The sequence below is a fragment of the Bradyrhizobium sp. YCK136 genome, from assembly GCF_044570075.1.
Classification (GTDB): Bacteria; Pseudomonadota; Alphaproteobacteria; order Rhizobiales; family Xanthobacteraceae; genus Bradyrhizobium; species Bradyrhizobium diazoefficiens.
This window is the reverse complement of the sequence record NZ_CP172424.1, coordinates 3,626,897-3,646,986: the sequence shown is the minus strand read 5'-3', so window position 1 is coordinate 3,646,986 and position 20,090 is coordinate 3,626,897. Positions and strand designations below refer to the sequence as shown.

At 63.5% G+C, this 20,090-nt stretch carries 17 protein-coding genes and 1 pseudogene; 6 read left to right on the top strand and 12 right to left on the bottom strand.

The window, feature by feature from the left end; translation table 11 throughout:
* Window positions 1–48: 48 nt before the first annotated feature.
* Entirely contained in the window at window positions 49–1,284 is a 1,236-nt protein-coding gene (locus ACFLEY_RS17245; protein ID WP_060907989.1) for an acyl-CoA dehydrogenase family protein, read from the bottom strand.
* Between the two features lie 325 nt (window positions 1,285–1,609).
* On the opposite strand from ACFLEY_RS17245, the gene ACFLEY_RS17240 reads away from it, so the two are divergent.
* Complete coding sequence (locus ACFLEY_RS17240) at window positions 1,610–2,281, top strand: TetR/AcrR family transcriptional regulator (RefSeq protein WP_011088204.1); 672 nt, start codon at window positions 1,610–1,612, stop codon at window positions 2,279–2,281.
* Between the two features lie 3 nt (window positions 2,282–2,284).
* Here ACFLEY_RS17240 and ACFLEY_RS17235 read toward each other — a convergent pair whose 3' ends face one another.
* From ACFLEY_RS17235 to ACFLEY_RS17205, 7 genes and pseudogenes are all read right to left on the bottom strand, one after another.
* A complete protein-coding gene (locus ACFLEY_RS17235) occupies window positions 2,285–2,677 on the bottom strand; it encodes a RidA family protein (RefSeq protein ID WP_028171361.1) in 393 nt (130 codons plus the stop codon).
* A gap of 95 nt (window positions 2,678–2,772) precedes the next feature.
* Window positions 2,773–2,988 carry a hypothetical protein gene (locus tag ACFLEY_RS17230; RefSeq protein ID WP_028171360.1) on the bottom strand — a complete coding sequence of 72 codons (216 nt, stop codon included), beginning with the start codon at window positions 2,986–2,988 and terminating at the stop codon, window positions 2,773–2,775.
* A 157-nt stretch (window positions 2,989–3,145) separates the two neighbouring features.
* Window positions 3,146–4,021 (bottom strand): 3-keto-5-aminohexanoate cleavage protein, encoded by an 876-nt coding sequence (locus tag ACFLEY_RS17225; protein WP_060907990.1) that lies wholly within the window; start codon window positions 4,019–4,021, stop codon window positions 3,146–3,148.
* A 4-nt stretch (window positions 4,022–4,025) separates the two neighbouring features.
* Window positions 4,026–5,255, bottom strand: a complete 1,230-nt coding sequence (locus ACFLEY_RS17220; RefSeq protein WP_060907991.1) for a CaiB/BaiF CoA-transferase family protein — start codon at window positions 5,253–5,255, stop codon at window positions 4,026–4,028.
* A gap of 183 nt (window positions 5,256–5,438) precedes the next feature.
* Window positions 5,439–6,644 (bottom strand): MFS transporter, encoded by a 1,206-nt coding sequence (locus ACFLEY_RS17215; protein WP_028171357.1) that lies wholly within the window; start codon window positions 6,642–6,644, stop codon window positions 5,439–5,441.
* 134 nt (window positions 6,645–6,778) lie between these two features.
* Window positions 6,779–7,605, bottom strand: a pseudogene (locus ACFLEY_RS17210) (3-keto-5-aminohexanoate cleavage protein).
* Window positions 7,606–7,729: 124 nt separating this feature from the next.
* Window positions 7,730–9,127, bottom strand: coding sequence for an MFS transporter (locus ACFLEY_RS17205; protein ID WP_011088210.1), 1,398 nt, complete (start codon window positions 9,125–9,127; stop codon window positions 7,730–7,732).
* Window positions 9,128–9,247: 120 nt separating this feature from the next.
* Between ACFLEY_RS17205 and ACFLEY_RS17200 the strand changes: the two genes are divergently transcribed.
* Window positions 9,248–9,598, top strand: coding sequence for a hypothetical protein (locus ACFLEY_RS17200; RefSeq protein ID WP_179883825.1), 351 nt, complete (start codon window positions 9,248–9,250; stop codon window positions 9,596–9,598).
* Between the two features lie 34 nt (window positions 9,599–9,632).
* Here ACFLEY_RS17200 and ACFLEY_RS17195 read toward each other — a convergent pair whose 3' ends face one another.
* The 4 genes from ACFLEY_RS17195 to ACFLEY_RS17180 form a co-directional block, all read right to left on the bottom strand.
* Window positions 9,633–9,836 (bottom strand): hypothetical protein, encoded by a 204-nt coding sequence (locus ACFLEY_RS17195; protein ID WP_060907992.1) that lies wholly within the window; start codon window positions 9,834–9,836, stop codon window positions 9,633–9,635.
* A gap of 152 nt (window positions 9,837–9,988) precedes the next feature.
* Entirely contained in the window at window positions 9,989–10,942 is a 954-nt protein-coding gene (locus ACFLEY_RS17190; protein ID WP_028171353.1) for a GDP-L-fucose synthase, read from the bottom strand.
* Window positions 10,923–11,993 (bottom strand): GDP-mannose 4,6-dehydratase, encoded by a 1,071-nt coding sequence (gmd, locus tag ACFLEY_RS17185; RefSeq protein ID WP_011088213.1) that lies wholly within the window; start codon window positions 11,991–11,993, stop codon window positions 10,923–10,925. The genes ACFLEY_RS17190 and gmd overlap by 20 nt, the downstream gene beginning before the upstream one ends.
* A 503-nt stretch (window positions 11,994–12,496) precedes the next feature.
* Window positions 12,497–12,817, bottom strand: coding sequence for a hypothetical protein (locus ACFLEY_RS17180; protein WP_049832405.1), 321 nt, complete (start codon window positions 12,815–12,817; stop codon window positions 12,497–12,499).
* Between the two features lie 564 nt (window positions 12,818–13,381).
* Here ACFLEY_RS17180 and ACFLEY_RS17175 point away from each other — a divergent pair.
* The 4 genes from ACFLEY_RS17175 (at window position 13,382) to ACFLEY_RS17160 (ending at window position 20,059) form a co-directional block, all read left to right on the top strand.
* Window positions 13,382–15,100: a TolC family outer membrane protein gene (locus ACFLEY_RS17175; RefSeq protein ID WP_060907993.1), complete on the top strand. Its 1,719-nt coding sequence runs from the start codon at window positions 13,382–13,384 to the stop codon at window positions 15,098–15,100.
* Window positions 15,101–15,291: 191 nt separating this feature from the next.
* A complete protein-coding gene (locus ACFLEY_RS17170; RefSeq protein WP_060907994.1) occupies window positions 15,292–17,547 on the top strand; it encodes a type I secretion system permease/ATPase in 2,256 nt (751 codons plus the stop codon).
* A complete protein-coding gene (locus tag ACFLEY_RS17165) occupies window positions 17,537–18,787 on the top strand; it encodes an HlyD family type I secretion periplasmic adaptor subunit (RefSeq protein WP_011088217.1) in 1,251 nt (416 codons plus the stop codon). Before ACFLEY_RS17170 ends, ACFLEY_RS17165 begins: the two co-directional genes overlap by 11 nt.
* Window positions 18,788–19,021: 234 nt before the next feature.
* On the top strand, window positions 19,022–20,059 hold the full coding sequence (locus tag ACFLEY_RS17160) for a transglutaminase-like cysteine peptidase (protein WP_028171350.1): 1,038 nt from the start codon (window positions 19,022–19,024) through the stop codon (window positions 20,057–20,059).
* The last annotated feature ends 31 nt before the right edge of the window (window positions 20,060–20,090 follow it).

Below are 20,090 nucleotides of genomic sequence, written 5' to 3'. Positions count from 1 at the left end.
ACCATCCCGGAATGACGGCGTGGAGAGCGGCTTGTGCCCTCCCCCATTTTAGTGCGTGGAAGAGTTTGCATACTTCCGAACTTCAAGTCTGGCAATGGCGCGGTTGTGCACCTCGTCCGGACCGTCAGCGAGACGGAGCGTGCGGATGTGGGCGTAGTCCTTGGCAAGGCCGGCCTCGTCGGAGACACCGGCGCCGCCAAAGGCCTGGATCGCCTGATCGATGATCTTCAGCGCCATGTTGGGGCCTGCGACCTTGATCATGGCGATCTCGAGCTGCGCCGCCTTGTTGCCGACCTTATCCATCATGTCGGCGGCCTTGAGGCACAGCAGACGGTTCATCTCGATGTCGGTGCGCGCCTCGCCGATGCGCTGCTCCCACACCGAATGCTCGATGATCTTCTTGCCGAACGCGGTGCGCGAGGAGAGCCGCTTCACCATCTTCTCCAGTGCCTCCTCGGCCTTGCCGATGGTGCGCATGCAGTGATGGATGCGGCCGGGGCCAAGGCGGCCCTGCGCGATCTCGAAGCCGCGGCCTTCGCCGAGCAGGATGTTCTCCTTCGGCACCCGCACATTGTCGAGCAGCACCTGGGCGTGGCCGTGCGGCGCGTCGTCGAAGCCGAAGACGGGGAGCATCTTCTCGACCTTGATGCCTGGCGTGTCGAGCGGAACCAGGATCTGCGACTGCTGCTGGTGCTTGGCCGCCTTCGGATCGGTCTTGCCCATCAGGATCGCGATCTTGCAGCGGGGATCGCCGACGCCCGACGACCACCATTTGCGGCCGTTGATGACGTAGTGATCGCCGTCCTTCTCGATGCGGGTCTCGATGTTGGTGGCATCGGACGATGCCACAGCCGGTTCCGTCATCAGGAACGCCGAGCGGATCTCGCCGTCCATCAGCGGCCGCAGCCATTTCCGCTTCTGCTCCTTGGTGGCATAGCGGATGAACACTTCCATGTTGCCGGTGTCGGGCGCGGAACAGTTGAACACTTCCGAGGCCCAGGTGACGCGGCCCATCCCTTCCGACAGCAGTGCGTATTCGAGATTGGTCAATCCCGCGCCGCGGAATTCATCATCCTCATGCTCGGACGGCGGCATGAACATGTTCCAGAGGCCTTCGGCCTTCGCCTTCTTCTTGAGGTCCTCCAGGATCGGGATCACCTTCCAGCGCTCGCCGCTGCGATCCTGCTCGTCATAGACCGGCACCGCGGGACGTACGTGCTTGGCCATGAAGGACCGCACGCGGTCGAGCCATTCCTTCTGCTTGGGGGACAGATCGAAATCCATGGGACGCTCCTCGTTTTCTCTCGTTCGAACCGGTTTTGCGCCGGACTGTCCTCCCGCTGCATACGGCCCGCAAGCGCGAATGCGCGGCTTGCGAAGCGCACCGGAACCAGATCGCAGTTGCGAACGAGTCCCGATTGCGGATTGACTTTTCCCGGCCTTCAAACGATAGTTTCATACAACTGTTTGAATTGCAACTCCCTCGGCCCTTCGCGCCCACTCGTCATTCCGGGGCGACGCGAAGCGTCGAACCCGGAATCCAGAAGTTGCGGCGCGAGATTCCGGGTTCGCGACGATGTCGCGCCCCGGAATGACGGGATAAAGAGTCATGGCCAGCGATCATACGAGGTCTGCCATTCTCGCCGCAGCCGAACGGCTTTATGCCGATCGCGGCTTCGGCGACGTGACGCTGCGGGACATCGTCGCGGAGGCCAATGTCAACCTCGCGGCGGTGAACTATCATTTCGGCTCGAAGGACGAATTGATCGCGGAACTGTTCGTCTCCCGCTCGATCGCCACCAACCGCGAGCGCCTGCGCGAATTGAAGGCGGCGGAAGAAGAAGGCGGCGGCCGCGCGCCGATCGAGGTGATCCTGCGCGCCCTCGTCGGCCCGACCTTGCGCGGCTGCCTCGGCCCTGAGAACCAGCGCTCGACGGCGGCGCGCTTCATGATCCGCGCCTCGATCGAATCCGTGCCGCCAATCCGCCGCATCAAGAACCGCGAGATCGACCATCTGCGCAAATTCGCCGGCGCGATGCGAAGATCCCTGCCCGATCGCAGCGACGTCGACATCTACTGGGGCCTCAACTTCGCGCTCGCCATGGCCCACCACACCATCCGCGAGAGCGAGCGGCTGACGAAACTGTCCGAAGGCAAATGCGATCTCGACGACGTCGAGGACGTGGTCGCGCGCGTGGTCAGCGTGGCGACGATGGCGCTGACGGCGGGAAAGGCGGAGACGAAGGCGCCGGCACGCGCGCTGGCGAGGGACGCGCGCTAGCCTTCACATCATCGCGATGCAGTCGATCTCGACGTCGAAGGGGGCGAACCATTCCGGCGTGCAGACGAAGATCCGCGCCGGCGGATCGACCGGGAAATAACGCGCATAGACCGCGTTGAACGCGGCGAAGTGCTTCGTCGAGGTGCAGTAGACGTTGCACTTCATGACGTTGTCGAGGGAGGCGCCGGCCGTCTCCAGGCACAGCTTCATCTGTTCCATGATGATCTCGCTCTGCCGCTCGATCGGCGCGGAGGCGATCTCGCCGGTGTCAGGATCGAATGGCGGCAGCCCGGCGACGAAGATCATGTTGCCGGCGCGCGTCACCGGCGAGGTCGGCGCTTTCCAGCGGTCGAGAAACGACGAGATCGGTTCGACGCGGAGCGCTTCGCGTTTCATGGCGGCCACCTTAGGTTCGAGCGAGACTGGCGCCTTGCTACATTATATTGCAGCCGGCATGTTTCGCTTCTGATCGAAGTGTGGTCGTAGCGGGATCAGGCCCGCTGCGGCATCTCCTCGGCCTCTTCCTTGGCGAGCAGCAGCAGCATCTCGATACCCATCTCGCCCTCCTGCGGCGAACGGATGAACTTTATTTCGTCGGCGCTTTGCCGCAGCGCGGCAATGATAGCGACGGCCTGATTGGCGGTTGCCGCCTCGGTCGCCAGAACGGCCTTCTGGTTCTTGGACTGAAACCCGATCGTATAGGACATGCACTTCCCCTCCCGGAACTCGCAGGGAGATCGAATCAGAGTCGCGCGCGGAGCGGAAGCCTGTGTAAGTACGGACCGGGTTTATCTGGGGATTGCGCGCAAGCCTCACGCAAGGCCAGCAAGCGTCACGCTGCGGTCACTTTTGGTTCGACGGCGCTCAGCCGAGCCCAAGCATCGCACGCGCCTCCGCCGCAGTTGCGACGCTCGCACCCAGGCTCTTCAAAATGCCTGTGGCATGCGCGACCAGCTCGGCATTGGTCTTGGCCAGCACGCCCTTGGACAGATAGAGATTGTCCTCCATGCCGACGCGGACGTGGCCGCCCAGCAGATACGCCTGCGCCACCATCGGGAATTCGGCGCGGCCGATGCCGAAGCCTGACCAGACCGCGCCCGGCGGCAGCAGGCCGCGGGCGTAGAACATCGTCTCCGGCGTCGCCGAGAAGCCGTATTTGACCCCGAGCACGAGCGAGAACAGGCCCGGCCCCTTCAGCGTGCCGTCGGCGAACATATCGCGCGCCAGGTGGCAGTCGCCGGAATCGAACAGCTCGATCTCCGGCAGCACGCCGGCCGCCTTCATGCGCTCGGCCATGATACGGACGTTGCGCGGCGTGTTGATCACGACCTCGCCGCCGGAGTTCATGGTGTTGAGGTCGAGCGTGCAGATGTCGGGCTTGAGCAGCTCGACATGCTCGACGCGCTTTTCGGGAGGAAGCAGCGTGGTGCCTGCAGCGGCGATGCGGGGATCCTCGATTGAAGGCACAAAGCGTCCGCCCGGGCCGGTCGTGAGATTGATGACGAGGCTCTTGTTGCGGGCGCGGATTTTTTCCACCACTTCGCGATAGAGGTCGATCGCCATCGACGGCCGACCGGTCGCGGGATCGCGCACGTGGATATGGGCGATGGCGGCACCGGCGTCAGCTGCCTCCAGTGCAGATGTCGCGATCTGCTCGGGCGTGATCGGCAGATACGGCGACTGCTCGGGCTTGGTCAGGTTGCCGGTGATGGCGCAGGTGATGATGGTTTTGCCGGTCATGAAATCAGATAATGCCCTGCTGCTTCAGCGCTTCGATCTTCCCGGCATCATAGCCGAGCTTGCCGCCGAGCACCTCCTTTGTGTGCTCGCCGAGCAGCGGCGGGGCGCGGTAGTTCTTGATCGGGGTCTCCGAGAAGGTCAGCGCGTTGCGGATCAACGACAGCTCCGGCTCGAACTTGTGCTCGGTCTTCACCCGCATGCCGCGCGACTGGACGTGCGGATCGGAAAATACCTGCTCGAAATTGTTGATCGGACCTGACGGCACGCCGGCCTCCTCCAGCCTGTCGAGCCAGTAGGCCACCGGCTGCTTCAGGAACAGGCCGGCGAAGATCGCCATGATCTCCTTGCCGTGCACGACGCGGTCGTTGTTCTTGATGAAGCGCTTATCGTTGGCGAGCTCGGGCTCGCCGAGCACCGCACAGGTGCGCTGAAACTGACCGTCATTGCCGACCACCAGCATCAGCTCGCCGTCGGTGCAGCGGAACACGCCGGCCGGCATGCCACCATTGCCCCAGGTGCCGCGGCGCGGCGGCGTCTTGCCGTTGACGAGGTAGATCTGGAGCCAATGGCTGAGCGAGGCAATCACGGTGTCGAGCAGGCAGACGTCGAGATGCTGTCCGACACCGCCATTGGCGTCGCGATGGTAGAGCGCCGAGAGAATGCCGATCGAGGAATTCATGCCGGTCATGTAATCGACGATCGACGGGCCGACCTTCATCGGGCCCTCGCCCGGCTCGCCGTCGATATGGCCGGTGACGCTCATCAGGCCGCCCATTGCCTGCAGGATGGCGTCATAGCCGGCGCGCGGCGCGTACGGGCCGGTCTGGCCGAAGCCGGTCACCGAGCAATAGATGATTCCGGGGTTGATCGCCTTGATGGTCTCGTAGTCGAGGCCGTAGCGCTTGAGATCGCCGACCTTGTAGTTCTCCATGAAGACGTCGACGTCCTTGGCAAGCTCGCGAATGATCGCCTGGCCCTCGGGCTTGGCGATGTTGACCGTGACCGACTTCTTGTTGCGGTTGGCGCACAAGTAGAACGAGTTGTTGTTGTTCGCCTTGCCCTCGGGGTCGGTCAGATAAGGCGGGCCGAAGGCACGCGCGTCGTCGCCGGTGCCCGGCCGCTCGATCTTGATGACCTCCGCACCGAGATCGCCCAGCATCTGGGCCGACAGGGGCCCGGCGAGCACGCGGGTAAGGTCAAGGATCTTGATGCCTGAGAGCGGCAAGGCCGACATGTCGGTTTCCTCCGGGGAACTGGTGTTGGCGCGGCGGCCCGAGTGCTGAGGTTCGGCCGTGACTGCGCTCCCTGCGGATACACCATTTTCGGGCCTTGAGCACTGCACTCCGGGCATACGGCCATCCCTGCCCCGGCGGCCGGACCGGCCATCGAGAGCGAATTCCGCGCCGTGAATATTGCCTCAGGTTACGGCAGCCGCAGCCACCTGCGGCCGGCGGCGGCCGAGCAGGACCAGGATCAGCACGGTCGCGCAGGAAAACACCAGCGTCAGGCCCAGCGCGCCGCGGCTGCCGAACTGGGTGAGCAGAGCTGCAAGGAGCGGCGGCGAGATCGCGGAAGCGAGATTGAGCGGCAGCGCGATCATCGACATCGCCTTGGCGAACTCGGCCTGGTCGTAGAAGACGAGCGGAATCGTCGCTCGCGCCACCGCCATGGCACCGCTGCCCGCGCCATAGAGCAGGATGAAGGCTGCGACCGCCCAGGTCGCCCCCTCGCTCAGCATCAGCAGCAGCATGGCGACGGGGAGCGCCGTGCCGGCGACAAGCCCGGTCGTGATTCCGTCCCATCGTCCCCCGCCGAGGAAGTCCAGCCCGCGGGCGCTGACCTGGATCACGCCGAGCATCGAACCGAAGGCGATGGCCTGGGCCGGCGCCAGCCCTTCCGCCCGCAGCAGCTCGATGAGCACGGCGCCGAGACCAAAATTCACGAAGGCGTTCAGCGTGATCGCGATGACGACGAGATTGAAGGTGCTTCGCGGAATCGCGGGCGCATCGGAAGGTCTTGCAGCCGAGCCGCCGTCGTCCTTCATGATATTCCGGCGCGGCGCACCAAAGGCATAGAGCGGAAGCGAGACCAGGATCAGCATGGCGGCGTAGACGAGGCAGGTGCCCCGCCAGCCGAAATGGCCGCTGAGAAACGAGGTGGTCGGCCAGAAGATGCTGCTGGAGAGGCCCGTCACCAGCATCAGCGCGCCGATGGCGTTCTTGGCCTGGCGTCCGGCAACCTCGTTGAGCATGATATAGGCACCGGTCGACAGTGTGGCGCTGCCGCCCATGCCGAGAATGACCCAGGCCACGAAATAGAGCAGCGGCTCGCGCGCGAAATACAGAACGACATAGCCCGGCACGGCAACGACGGTGCCCACCATCATCACCTTGCGTGCACCGTGCCGCGCAAACGCCTTGGCGAGCCAGGGCGCGCACAGCCCCATGGTGACATAGAGCGTGGAGGTGCCCGCAAACACCATCGGCAGGCTCATGCCGAGATCGGCCGCAAGGTCGCGGCCGACGATCGGCGGAAGACCGATCGTTCCCCATCCGATGAGCTGGGTGATTGCAAGCACCAGCAGGACCCCGATGAGCCTGCCGTCAGTCTTCAAGAACCGCATTCCAAACGTCGCCTGCCCGGCAGGCGCAGATCGCGCCTGTGGCACTCGTCTTACCCGGAGACTCAGCGCACGGGAACGCCGGCCGCCGAATGGCAGAAGGCAGCCGGGAGCATGTCAGGCGGAGGCAGTAGCCCCTACCGCGCGATCCCGAGCACGGATCGCGCTCGACTGCGGTCGCGACGCGCCGGCCGTGGCGCGCGACAGCCTCGCCCGCGATGGTCACGAGCTCCGCGTTGCTGGCGGCGAGGCGCGTCTTGTCGACCCTGATATTGTCCTCGAGCCCGGTGCGAACCGCGTCGGCGCCGCGCGCGAGCGCCCAGCCCATGACCTCGGCTTGGTGGCGCCCGATCCCGGCCGCGGTCCACGTCGCTTTCGGGATCAGCCGCCTGAGCTCTCCCAGGAGGATATCGAGGACATGCTCGTCCGCCGGCATCGCGTTCTTGACGCCCATGACGAACTGCACGTGTGGACGAGGGTCGATCAGCCCCGCCTCGATCAGGCGGCGGGCGCCATGCAGATGCGACAAATCGAAGATCTCGATCTCCGGCCGGATGCCACCTTCCTTCATGCTGGTGGCGAGGGTCTCGACCAGGGCAGCGCTGTTCTCGTAGACAATCGTCGGAAAGTTCACCGATCCCGTGGACAGCGAGGCCATGTCCGGCCTCAGATAGAGCGATGATCCCCGCGCCGAGGGATCGCGGCCCCGCCCGCCGGTCGAGAACTGAACGATCATCCCTGGGCAGTGCTTCCTGATGCCTTCCTGCACCAGGGCAAAGCGCTCCGGGTCGGAGGACGGCGTCTCGTCATCGTTGCGAACATGGATATGGGCAAGCGTGGCGCCGGCCTCGAAGGCTTGTTGCGTCGACTCGATCTGCTCGGACGGCGAGATCGGCACCGCGGGATTGTCCTTCTTGCGCGGAACGGAGCCGGTGATAGCGACGGCAACGACAACGGGGTTCATCCTGCAACCTCATGATGATCGCGCTCACGCGCACATATTCTGGATCGGCAGCCACGCAGTGCTGCGAAACCCTGCCGCTGCGACAATCATCGATCGCAGCGGCAATCGCCTCATACCATACCCGTCAGGTCGGAACTGCGGCAGCCCCGCTCGCCGCTCCGGCACGCTGCCGCTCATAGTCTGCGCGCGCCATCGGAACGGCTTCGGGATTACCGAGATCCTCAATGTTGATCCGGTAGGTCTCCCGGGCCGTGACGGCCGCCAGCGCGGCGATGATCGTGATGCCGAAGGCGATCGCCCCCACCGTCAACGGAATGTTGGCCGAGCCGGGAGGCGCCACGGTCGCAAACAAAGCGGGAAGCAACGCGGTGATGGTCGTGCCGATGTTCTGCGAGATCGCCATTGCCGACACACGGGTGCGCGTCGGAAAGAGCTCCGGGTAGAAACTCGGGAAGATCGCGTTGTAGCCCTGGTAGACGACGCCCCACATCAGGAGGGACAGCAGGATCGCCAGCGGCACATTCCGGATGCTGATGGCATAGAGATAGCCGAAGGCGAGCAAGCCGGAGAGCAGCGCGCCCACGATGATCGGAGGCTTGCGGCCGACCTTGTCGGAGAGATGGCCGACGAAGGGAATGACGAACACGGCCAGCATGTTTCCGAGCACTGGGATCCAGAGATAGACGTCCTTGGCAAAGCCGATGCCATAGGCGGGCTGGACCGCGTAGGCCGCACCGAAGATGGTCGCAACGACGGGGATGACGTTCATCAGAGCCATGCAGATGACCCTGAGCATGTCGCGCCAGCTCAGCTTGATGGCCTGGACAATGGGCGCCCGCGGCGTTTCTCCCAGCTCGCCTTCGCGGGCAAAGGCGGGGGTTTCGTCGACTTCGCGGCGAATGATGTAGCCTGCGACGATGACGAAGAAGCTGAGCAGGAAGGGAATCCGCCAGCCCCAGCTATTGAAGGCGTCGGTCGGCATATAGGCCGCCAGCGGCAGGAAGACCGCGGCCGCGAGAATTTGTCCGGCCTGCACGCCCTGAAGGGCGAAGCTTGCATAGAAGCCGCGCCGGCCGAACGGCGCATGCTCCAGAATCATCGAGCTTGCGCCGGAGATCTCACCGGCCACGGCAAATCCCTGCACGAGGCGAAGGATGACGAGCAGGATCGGCGCCAGGATGCCGACTTGCTGATAGGTCGGCAGGATACCCACCGCCATCGTCGAGATGCCCATCAGGAACATGCAGACGATGAGAACAGTCTTGCGGCCATGGGTGTCGCCCCAATGTCCGAGGACGAAGGCGCCGATCGGCCGGGCCACGTATCCAACACCATAGGTCGCCAGCGATGCGACGATGGCGACGGTGGGATTGTCCGACGGAAAGAAGATCTGCGGGAAGATCAGCGACGCAGCGGTCGCGTAGATGAAGAAGTCATAATATTCGAGAGCCGACCCGATCCAGCCGCTGGCAGCAGCCTTCCTCGACTGACTCATGTGGTGCATCGCGCGAGTCGTGACCATTTCAAAATTCCTCCCTGGTTTTCTGGCGTCCCGTTGGCGGGCTTCGTTGAAAATTGAGCAGCAATCTCCGGGCGTTCTGCGAAGCTTCGCGAGCGCTGGTCACTGCCGACGGGTGTCTGATTGATCGCGACAATAGGCTTTCGCTGGGCTAACACAATTACCCAGTTATGCGATAAACCTAACATGATGTTATTTGCGTCGGAGCGCGAACGTCGGGCAGCGGGCTCGCGGACCGCGGCTCGGCATGCCGCCGCGGGAGAGCATCGTCACCGGCTCGCTTGCGATCGCCAGCAGCTTTGGTCAGCCCTCCCCGCCAACTCGCCCCCCGCTGAACAATTGCGCATCCGCTCGCTGATGTCGGAAAACGGCGCCATCTTCAGCGGCGGCGTCGAAGCCGACCGCCTCTATTCCAATGCGGGTGCCGAGGTCACGATCGGAATTGCCGCGCGGCGCGGGCGATTGATCGTTTGATGCGGCGCGCAAGAGGCCCACCACACTGACGATGCTAGCTCCCGAGGTCAGCCTCGCCGTCTTCGCGGCCGGGCGCACTGACATGGACCTCGTGCCCCTGCCGGAGTGCCAGCGAGGCGGCGACCACGGCCGCTTCGAACGCCGATTCCTTGGTCGCATATTTGCCGTTGACGTTGCCGTCGTGCAGCACACCCCATTGGTCCCGGACCGGCACGATGGCGTATTGAGCAAGGCCCATTGTCCAAATCCTGTCGCTGCCCGGGTTGCGGCCGCGCGCGAGTTAGCCGTCACCCCCTCCGACCAGCCAACTCGTGCTTGCGGTGAAGGTTCCCATGGGGATTTGTTCTGATCTCCCCCTGCATCGAACAACGCGGGCGAGCAGTCGCTGGATTATTGCGCAGCTAGCTGCGCGGCTTGATACGCCGCATAGGCGCGCTTCAGGCCGTCCTCGAGCGAGGTGGTCGCGCGCCAGCCGAGTCCTGCAAGGCGGCTGACGTCGAGCAGCTTGCGCGGCGTACCGTCGGGCCGCGAGGTGTCGAAAGAGATCTCGCCGCTGTAACCAACGACCTCGGCAACGACGCGCGCGAATTCGGCGATGGTGATGTCCTCGCCGGTGCCGATGTTGATCAGCCCGGCACCGGAATACGTCTTCATCAGGTGCACGCAGGCATCCGCCATGTCGTCGACATAGAGGAACTCGCGCCGCGGCGTGCCGGTGCCCCACACGACGACGCCCTTGGCGCCCGAAACCTTCGCCTCGTGGAAGCGGCGGATCAGCGCGGCGACGACGTGGCTCATCTCAGGGTGATAATTGTCGCCGGGGCCGTAGAGGTTGGTCGGCATCACGCTGATGAAGTCGCATCCATATTGGCTGCGGTAGGCCTCGGCCATCTTGATGCCGGCGATTTTTGCAATTGCATAGGGCTCGTTGGTCGGCTCCAGCGGGCCGGTCAGCACGGACTCTTCGCGCAAGGGCTGCGGGGCCAATTTGGGATAGATGCAGGAGGAGCCGAGGAACATCAGCTTCTCGGCGCCGTTCCGATGCGCGGCGTGGATCACGTTGGCCGCGATTGCGATGTTGTCGTAGATGAACTCGGCACGCAGCGTGTTGTTGGCGACGATGCCGCCGACTTTCGCCGCCGCGAGGAACACGACCTGCGGCCGCACCTTTGCGAACCAGTCGAACACCGCAGCCTGGTTGCAGAGATCGACCTCGCGACGGTCCGCGGTGACGAGCTTGACATCCTCTCCTGCGAGCCGGCGCACCAGCGCGCTGCCGACCATGCCGCGATGGCCGGCGACGTAGACGCTTCTGCCCTTCAGCTCAAACGGAGCGTTTGTCATGGGCAGCGTCCCGTTTCGCCTGTGCCAGATCGCTCGCCATCATCTCCTCGACAAGCTGGGCAAAGCTCCGCTTCGGCTTCCAGCCGAGCACCTCGCGCGCCTTGCTGGCATCACCGATGAGGAGATCGACCTCGGTCGGGCGGAAATAGGTCGGATCGATCTTCACCACCGTCTTGCCGCTCTTGGCATCGACACCGGTCTCCTCGACGCCTGCGCCACGCCACGCGATGCGCCGGCCGACCTGCGCGAACGACAATTCGACCATCTCCCGCACCGAGCGCGTCTCACCGGTGGCGAGAACGAAGTCGTCGGGCTTGTCGGCCTGGAGGATCATGTGCATGCCCTCGACGTAGTCCTTGGCATGCCCCCAGTCGCGCTTGGCCTCGAGATTGCCGAGATAGAGCGTGTCCTCCAATCCCACCTCGATGCGGGCGACGCCGCGCGTGATCTTGCGCGTGACAAAAGTCTCGCCGCGGATCGGGCTCTCATGGTTGAACAGGATGCCGTTGGACGCGAACATGCCGTAGGCCTCACGGTAGTTCACCGTGATCCAGTAGCCGTAGAGCTTGGCGACGCCGTAAGGAGAGCGCGGATAGAACGGCGTCGTCTCCTTCTGCGGGATCTCCTGCACGAGACCGTAGAGCTCGGAGGTCGAGGCCTGGTAGAACCGTGTCTCCTTCTCCATGCCGAGGATGCGGATCGCTTCCAGCAGCCGCAGCACGCCGATCGCGTCGGCATTGGCGGTGTATTCCGGGCTCTCGAAGCTCACGGCGACGTGGCTCTGGGCGGCGAGATTGTAGATCTCGGTCGGTCGGATCTGCTGCACCAGGCGGATCAGATTGGTCGAGTCGGTCATGTCGCCGTAATGCATCAGGAACGGCACGTTGCCGACATGGGGATCCTGATAAAGGTGATCGACCCGCGCGGTGTTGAACGAAGACGAGCGCCGCTTGATGCCGTGCACGACATAGCCGAGCGACAGCAGATATTCGGCGAGGTAGGCGCCGTCCTGGCCGGTCACGCCGGTGATGAGAGCGATCCGCTCGGTCATAGCTATCCCGATCTCCTGGTACCCATTGGCGGGGCGGTCCGCGCGTTCGTGGCCGTCGATGTGACGCCCTTCTTTGACAGAACGGCCGCCCCGGTCAACACGTACGGGACGCAATGGAGATTGAAGCGGGTGAAGCGCTCCGACTCAGAATCTCTTTCCCGTTTTTATACGTAATTCCAAGAAGTTACATCATCCCCAAGTTTCGTGTTGGACGTTCCAGCCGCGGCTCACTTTGGCGCGTGTGCTGCGCAAGACGGCCGGCACCCATGACGCGGCGGGGGGCGCTCGCCGGCGCAGGTTCTGCTCAAACCGGCCATTGTCGATCGCTCGCGGCCTCTGTCCGGATAGCGCCGCACGCATGCCAAGGATGTCGAGCGCTTCACCCACCCAACACGCCGCTTTGAAGTTTCTTCATTCTGCGGCGATGCAGCCGGCGTCAATCGACGTCAGGGAAACCGCATTTCATGCTCGGCACGGATCCTCGAATGAACGGATTTCAGGACCTATTCGTCGTCCGAAGGCTTCACGCCGGCCCCCTCGCCTCGACGGAGCTTTCTGACGAATGCCGCGATCGCATCATAAGCTTGCAGCAACGGCGGGCTCAGAGAAAAGAAGGCGCCGAGCGCGACTGCAATAATCGCGTGACGAAGCGAAAAACCCTCGTCCTCTTCCAGCCGGCTTTTCGGATCGATCAATGCAGGCGACAGGCCGCTCTGTCCTCGCTCGCCATTCGACCTCCGCGACTTCCGCGGGGGGATCATGATCACGGCGAAGAGAACATTGATGAGCAGCCAAATGCCAAGAATAATGAGCAGAGTTCGCATCGAAAATCCGAAAAATATCAATCGAAAAAAAATCAGTCACGTCATTTCTGCGAATATTCGTTCACGCTTTCCGTCACAATCACTAGGTGCCTTGCCGGACGCAAGCAAAATGCGCGCCCTCCTCGCCTAAAGGACCGTGCAGTGTTACCAGCGCCGACGCTCTGCATCGGCGACACCCGCATGCAACGATGGCTGTGATGACAGGCGCCGAAGCCGGCCCGCGTGTCGGCCGCGACCTGTCCTCGCGCTGTGGCAGCGGGCTCCTTCGGACGATCGGTTGAGCGTGAAGCCCGGTTTCTGTTCGCCAATACAGAATGGTCCGCTGGCGGAACAGTACGGGCATCGTGGATCGACAACAGGCTGAGAGGTAAAGCGGCACAGCGGAATCTTGCGCTTCGTCACACCCAGGTTTGGCGCCGCCCTCCACTCCGAAGATAGAGGTATTATTAAACCTCCGCTCTGCCTCCGACGTGGCAGAAATGCGACAACCCGGTACAATTGCTCAATTTTCCCGCATTGCGCCTAGCTTGTCGGTTCAGTCCTTGCGAGACTTGAGGCAATTTCATGGGGGACCCCGCGACCGAATTTCGGAAACGGGCGGAGGTAAAATTGCTCAAGTACATTTTCGTTTTCACAGCATTGGCTGTGGTTCCATGCGGCGGCGCATTAGCCGAACCGTTCTCGATCAATGACGCGTTGAAACAGGCCGTACGTACCAACCCTGGAGTTGGTGAAGCCTCGGCCAACCGCCGCGCTACCGAGAGCGAGCTTCGCCAGACCCAGAGCACGCTGCTTCCGCAGGTTCGCGTGGAAGCGCGCTGGGGTCCCGAAAAATTCGACCAGAGTGCTGCCGTATCAACCGGCACCGCCCTGCCCGTCCCGATCGTCGGAAATGGCTCGTGGCGAAACGGATCGCAGGAATCCGTCGTCGTCCGGCAGATCTTGTTCGACGGCTTCGCCTCGATTCACGACATCTGGCGGCAGACGGCGCGCGTCAACGCAGCGGCTTTCCGCGTTCGCGAGCGGACCGAGTTGATCGCTCTGGACGCAGCGGAAGCCTATGTCGACGTCGTGCGCTATTTGCGGTTGGTCACGCTCAGCGAGCAGAACGTCGTCACCCACGAGAAGATCTTCAGCAACGTCAACACGCGCTTTTCCGGCGGACGCGCCGGTGAAGGCGATCTCGAGCAGGCCCGCGAACGGGTTGAAAATGCGCGTGCGACGCTCGCCGAATTCCGCCGGAGCCTGGAAGAGTCCCGCGCCAGATTCCGCAAGGTCGTCGGACTTGAACCCATCAATCTTCGCTTCCCGGGACCACTGGGCGGCTTGCCCACGACCCGCGACGAGGCCCTTGCCACCACGGTACGGTTCAACCCCACCATTCAGGCCGCGCAGGCCGACGCCGATGCGGCAAAGCATGCGTTTCGCGTGACGGACGGCGCTTTTGTTCCGACCTTCTCGCTCGAGGGCCGGGCGACGCACAACGACAACACCTACCCCTATCTTGGGGTTACTCACGACGACTACAGCGGCAAGGTTGTCATGTCCTGGGATGTCTTCCGCGGCGGTCAGGATGTCTGGCGGCGGTCGGAGATGTCCGAACGTTACGTCGAAAGTACCGCGCGGCATGCACGCCTTCAGCGCGATGCAATCGAATCCATCGACAAGGCTTGGGCAGCGCGGACGGTCACCGTGACACGAATCGCCGCGCTGACGCGGCAACTCGAGGCTGATCGCAAGACGATTGCGGCCTTCCAAAAGGAATATGAGCTGGGCCAGCGTTCGCTGATCGACCTCTTGAATGCCCAGAACCAGTATTTCAACGCATTGGTTTCGTTGACCTCGGCTCGTGGCGTCGTGGTATTCGCCGACTATCAACTTTTGGCGGCCATGGGCACGCTGCTTGAATATTTGAAATCTCCGCCGCCTGTTGACGCAGCGCCGGTGGATCTTGGGGTTTTCGGAACGCCCGACTACAAGGCGCCGACGCTCCGCGTGAAGCTGCCCCAGACCGGTTCCGAACCGCTGAACGTCCCGGTGCCTGCACCGGAACGAGTTACCGCCCGTCTGGGCTACGCGAGCGAAGCGCCCGAACCTGATGCGTTCAAGGATAGATGGCCGACACGATCCAATCTGCCGACCATGGTGGGAGCATCCGAATGGATCACGCAGCGGCGAAGCACCGACGATCCGGTCATATTCAACACCTCTCCCGCTACCGCGTACGCGGCCGATAGAAAGCCGCACTGGCTAGCGACGGCATTCGAGCCGGTTCAGAGATAGTTCCAACTCCGCGAGCGCGTCCGTGATCGGCGAAAGGCGGTTCGAAGATTAACCTTTAGTTGCGCTTTTGCCGATTAACCAAATGATTTCGTGCGTTTTCCGCTATGCTGGAATGACGGTTCGCTTTTCGCTCCGCATCATTTCATTTTGGACATTCGCATTTGTTGTTTCGAGCATCCGAGTCAACGCACATGCATGGCCACTTCGTCGCGGAGCAAGCCGTTGCGTCTGAACCGAAGCAAGCGACAGGTCGCCTCGAAAGCGACGACCCACTTGCATCATCGCTCATTTTCCTGGCGTCGTACCACGGCCGCGCTGTTAGTCGCGAGGCATTGCTAGGCGGCCTGCCGATCCTCGACGGCCGGTTGTCAGTTCCCCTCTATGACCGTGCGGCTCAGCGCGCGGGCCTCCAGACCGAAGCGGTCAAACGGGACATTGCCGATATTCCCGCGCTGGTGCTGCCGGCCGTCCTTATCATGAAGAATGGCACGACGCTGATCCTGCTGGGGTTCGACAAATCCGGAAGCAGTGTCAAAGTCCTCAATCCGTCCCTCAAGGCCGGCATCCCTGAGCTTCACGCGATCCAGACCATCTCGGCCGGCTACACCGGATACGCTTTCTTCGTCAGGGCTACGGTTGAGAGCAACGCACGCGCCGTCGCTGCCGGCGATCTGCCGCGAAGCCATTGGTTTTGGTCGGTGGTCAAGCTGCATTGGCGCGGCTACGGTCACATCGCGCTTGCAGCCTTCCTGATAAATATGCTCGCGCTGGCGACGCCCCTCTTCACCATGAGCGTCTACGACCGCGTCGTCCCCAATGGCGCGCTTCCTTCGCTGATCGCCCTGTCGATCGGAATGGGGTTGGCGATTGCGTTCGACTTCATCTTCCGGACGGTTCGCAGCCGTATGATCGATGTCACCGGCAAGACGATCGACGTCATCCTCGCTGCCAACATTTTCGAGCACGTGATGGGCGTGAAGATGGCGCAGCGTCCCGCGTCGGTGGGCATCCTCGCCAATCAGTTGCGCGACTTCGATTCAGTTCGCGAGTTCTTCACGTCCGGCAGCGTCGTATCCGCGACGGATCTGCTGTTCGCGATGCTGTTTGTCGGGATTCTCTTTGTCATCGCAGGGCCGCTGGCCTGGATACCTCTGGTGATGTTGCCGGTCATGCTCCTGATCGGCCTGGCCTTGCAGCGCCCGCTGGACCGGGCCATGAAACGCCAGCAGGCTGAAGCTGCGGCACGTCATGGCGTGCTGGTCGAATCGCTGTCCGGCCTCGAGACGATACGCGCGACCGGCGCCGAAGCGCGCATGCAAACGGCCTGGGAGCGATCCGTCGCGGCAACGGCCCGCTCGGGCGAAGACGTCCATTTCTGGGCCTCGCTCGCGCTGACGAGCGCCAATACGGCCCAACAGCTCACCAGCCTCGCCCTGATCGTCGTCGGCGTATTCCTGATACTCGACGGCAAGCTCACGGTCGGAGCGCTGGTCGCGGCAAACATGCTGGCGGGGCGCGTTCTGGCACCGATCGCCGGGATCGCTTCGGTGATCACGCGCGGAACGCAAACGCTGAGTTCGCTAAAGGCCATCGATCGCATTATGTCGCTGGAGCGCGAGCGATCCCCTGCGCGTGCCTATGTCTCTCGACAGATCCGTGAAGGCGCGATCGCTTTCGACGGCGTCAGCTTCACTTACCCCAACGCGCCCGGCAAGGCCCTCGACAAGGTATCCTTCAAGATCGAAGGCGGCGAGAAGGTCGGCATCATCGGACGCATTGGATCCGGCAAGACGACTGTGGGGCGGCTTCTGCTCGGCTTCTATGAGGCGCAGGAGGGCCGCATCCTCGTCGATGGTGTCGACTCGCGGCAATACGATCCGTCCGACCTGCGGTCCGGGGTTGGCTTTGCGATGCAGGACACCGAGCTGTTCTTCGGAAAGCTGCGCGACAACATCGCGCTGGGCAAACCCGAGGCAACCGACGAGGAAGTCCTGGCCGCGGCACGGCTGGCCGGCGTCGAGACGTTCGTCGCGGGCCATCCCATGGGCTACGACATGCCCATTTCGGAAGGCGGCCGGAGCCTCTCCGGCGGCCAGAAGCAGGCCATCGGCCTTGCGCGGGTGCTCATCAGGAAGCCGCGGATATTGTTTCTGGACGAACCGACAGCCCATTTCGACATTCGCAGCGAAGCCGAATTTCTCGAGCGCCTGAGGGCGTTGCGCGAAGAGCAGATCACCATTCTGATCTCGACGCATCGGCTCTCACTGCTGAATATGGTCGACCGCCTGCTGCTGTTCGACAACGGCCGACTGATCGCCGACGGCCCCCGCGACAAGGTTCTCGCGCTCCTGCAGGGCAAGCCGGCGCCATCGACGCCGAGCCAGACCCCGATGCCGGCGGCTGCCGAGCACCCCGTCTCACCCATGGCCAGAACCAATGTCGTCTGATTTCGCGTTTGCCAACGATGTTCGGGCTGCCGCCGCGCTTCGTGCGCCGCGGACCTCCCGCATGCTGCTTGTAGCGTCCCTTGCCCTGCTCGCCACGTTCCTGACCTGGGCTCATTTCGCCGTGCTGGATGAAGTCAAGCGAGGCAACGGCCGCGTCGTACCCGCGCGCCAGATGCAGGTGGTGCAGTCGCTCGAAGGCGGGATCGTCGGCGATATCCTCGTCCAGGAGGGATCGATCGTCCAGCAGGGACAATCCCTGATGCGCATCGACGATACAAAGTTTGCATCCGAATTCGGCGAGATCAGGGAACGGCGGGCTGCGATGGCGGCCCGTGTCACCAGACTAGAGGCCGAAGCCAGGGGAAAGGGCGAGCTGATCTTTCCCGATCAGCTTGATCAGGTGGTGCCGTCGGCCGTGGCTACGGAAAGCAGCGTGTTCAAGATGCGCGCGCAGAAACTGGCGCAGGATGTCGACGTCCTGAACCAGCAGGTCGCCCGGCTCGGCGGCACGCTCAAATTGCTGGATCGGGAGCTGGCGTTGACGCGCAAGCTGTACGAGCAAAAGGTGGTGCCGGAAATCGAGATGCTGCGGCTCGACCGCCAGGCGACCGAGATGAGAGGACAACTCGCGGAGGCCCAATCCAAGATCGCGAGCACGGTCTCCTCCTTCCGCTCCCAGGCGGACGAAGATCTTGCGAAGTCCAAGGGCGACCTGGCCGTGCTCGATGAAAATATCAAATCGGCGCAGGACCGGGTCCGGCGAACCGACCTCAAGGCACCCGTGCATGGGATCGTCAACAAGTTGAACGTGACCACCGTGGGGGCAGTCGTGCAGCCCGGCGCCAACGTGATGGACATCGTCCCCCTCGACGACACGCTGCTGGTCGAAGGTCGCATCAAGCCCCAGGACATCGCCTTCATCCGGCCCGGCCAGGACGCCGTGGTGAAGATCTCGGCCTACGATTCCTCCGTCTACGGCTCGCTGAAGGGCAAGGTCGAGCGCATCAGCGCCGATACGATCGTCGACGACAAGGCCGAAAAGACCCCGGATCGCCAGGAGAGCTTCTACCGCGTCATGGTGCGGACAGAGAAGAACCACCTGGGCACGGAGCAGAAGCCGCTCCCGATCATTCCCGGCATGATCGCGACGGTCGAGGTGCTGACCGGCGAGAAATCGGTTCTCGATTATCTGGTGAGGCCGGCCCGCACACTGCGCGACGAAGCCCTGCGCGAGCGTTGAGGCTTCGACAAGGTTAACAGGGCGCAAAGGTCGCGGCGACAATTTGCCGGTCGCTCGAAGCGCGCGATTGACCGCCTTTGCGACAAGGCTGCCGCCCTCCCCCCGCTTTAACCTCACCTAAGCGTCGCAGACCTCAGTCTCGATCCGACAACAGGATCGGGGCGTGGATCGACGCAATAGACGTTGACGACGCTCCCGGCGCAGGGGACGTCGTCTATGACACTGCATTGGGAATTGCAGCGCAAAGGCCTGTGCGCGCTCGGCGTGGGGCTGGTTGCATTGGTCGTTGCCGGCGTGACATCGCCCGCCCGGGCCGATGACGCCCTGGCTCGGGACGTCTTGACTCAAGACGCCCTGACTCAAGACGCCCTGGCTCAGGACGCCCAGGACACTCTCGCTCCCGGCATTGACGCGGCAACGCGTGCGCCGGCGACGTTCTTCCGCATCAACGACGTGCTGGCGAAGCTCGATGCCATGCGCGGCCGCGGGCCGAATGCCGTCCGTCTCGCGGCGCTGACACCTTCCAACATCGCGACCGACGCGGCCCCGGAGCCCAGGCCCGTGCCGGCGAAAGGCGACGAGCCGTTCGGCCTCTTCACCTTCCGCGCGCCCGAAGGCCTGTTGTGGCAGAAATGGCGGGGCCTCGAGACCAGGCTGGTCAGGGACGCAGAGACCCTGAAGCGGTGCGAGTCTGACGCCGCCAATTGCCCCTCGAACGCAGCGCAGTTCCTGCGATTGATCGGCGCCGCGAAAGCGAAATCGGGACGCGCAAGGCTCGACGAGGTCAATCGCGCGGTCAACATGGTCGTCCGCTACGTCAGCGACTATGCGCAGCACGGCGAAGCCGATCGCTGGAGCTCGCCGCTCGAGACCTTCGCCACGGCGAAGGGCGACTGCGAGGATTATGCGATCGCGAAATATGTCGCGCTCCACGAAGCCGGATTTCCGCGCGAGGATCTGCGGCTCGTACTGGTCCGCGACCGCGCGGTGCGGCAGGACCACGCCGTGCTCGCCGCGCGCCTCGAGGGACAGTGGCTGGTGCTGGACAACCGGCGCTCCGAGCTGATCGAGGATTCAGGGGCGACGAACCTGGCCCCGCTGTTCGCCATCGACCACGCCGGCGTCCACCTGTTCGCCGCGCCCTACGCCCAGCACCGGTTCGCCGGTCCCACAGAGGCCGCGCCGGCAGCCAACAATGAAGGCGCCGAATGGGGCGACACGGACGTCGCCGCGGGCGGTGCCTGGCCGGGCGCGCTCCCGCTGCTGATGTGAGACAGAAAGAAAGCGGCTCTCATCGAGCCGC

Excerpts from the sequence above, each read along its gene's own strand:
- ACFLEY_RS17175 (WP_060907993.1), top strand. The coding sequence starts at position 13,382 with ATGGGGGACCCCGCGACCGAATTTCGGAAACGGGCGGAGGTAAAATTG.
- ACFLEY_RS17220 (WP_060907991.1), bottom strand. The coding sequence starts at position 5,255 with ATGTCGGCCTTGCCGCTCTCAGGCATCAAGATCCTTGACCTTACCCGC.
- gmd (WP_011088213.1), bottom strand. The coding sequence starts at position 11,993 with ATGACCGAGCGGATCGCTCTCATCACCGGCGTGACCGGCCAGGACGGC.
- ACFLEY_RS17205 (WP_011088210.1), bottom strand. The coding sequence starts at position 9,127 with ATGGTCACGACTCGCGCGATGCACCACATGAGTCAGTCGAGGAAGGCT.
- ACFLEY_RS17190 (WP_028171353.1), bottom strand. The coding sequence starts at position 10,942 with ATGACAAACGCTCCGTTTGAGCTGAAGGGCAGAAGCGTCTACGTCGCC.
- ACFLEY_RS17195 (WP_060907992.1), bottom strand. The coding sequence starts at position 9,836 with ATGGGCCTTGCTCAATACGCCATCGTGCCGGTCCGGGACCAATGGGGT.
- ACFLEY_RS17240 (WP_011088204.1), top strand. The coding sequence starts at position 1,610 with ATGGCCAGCGATCATACGAGGTCTGCCATTCTCGCCGCAGCCGAACGG.
- ACFLEY_RS17230 (WP_028171360.1), bottom strand. The coding sequence starts at position 2,988 with ATGTCCTATACGATCGGGTTTCAGTCCAAGAACCAGAAGGCCGTTCTG.
- ACFLEY_RS17245 (WP_060907989.1), bottom strand. The coding sequence starts at position 1,284 with ATGGATTTCGATCTGTCCCCCAAGCAGAAGGAATGGCTCGACCGCGTG.
- ACFLEY_RS17215 (WP_028171357.1), bottom strand. The coding sequence starts at position 6,644 with ATGCGGTTCTTGAAGACTGACGGCAGGCTCATCGGGGTCCTGCTGGTG.
- ACFLEY_RS17225 (WP_060907990.1), bottom strand. The coding sequence starts at position 4,021 with ATGACCGGCAAAACCATCATCACCTGCGCCATCACCGGCAACCTGACC.
- ACFLEY_RS17180 (WP_049832405.1), bottom strand. The coding sequence starts at position 12,817 with ATGCGAACTCTGCTCATTATTCTTGGCATTTGGCTGCTCATCAATGTT.
- ACFLEY_RS17170 (WP_060907994.1), top strand. The coding sequence starts at position 15,292 with ATGCATGGCCACTTCGTCGCGGAGCAAGCCGTTGCGTCTGAACCGAAG.
- ACFLEY_RS17235 (WP_028171361.1), bottom strand. The coding sequence starts at position 2,677 with ATGAAACGCGAAGCGCTCCGCGTCGAACCGATCTCGTCGTTTCTCGAC.
- ACFLEY_RS17165 (WP_011088217.1), top strand. The coding sequence starts at position 17,537 with ATGTCGTCTGATTTCGCGTTTGCCAACGATGTTCGGGCTGCCGCCGCG.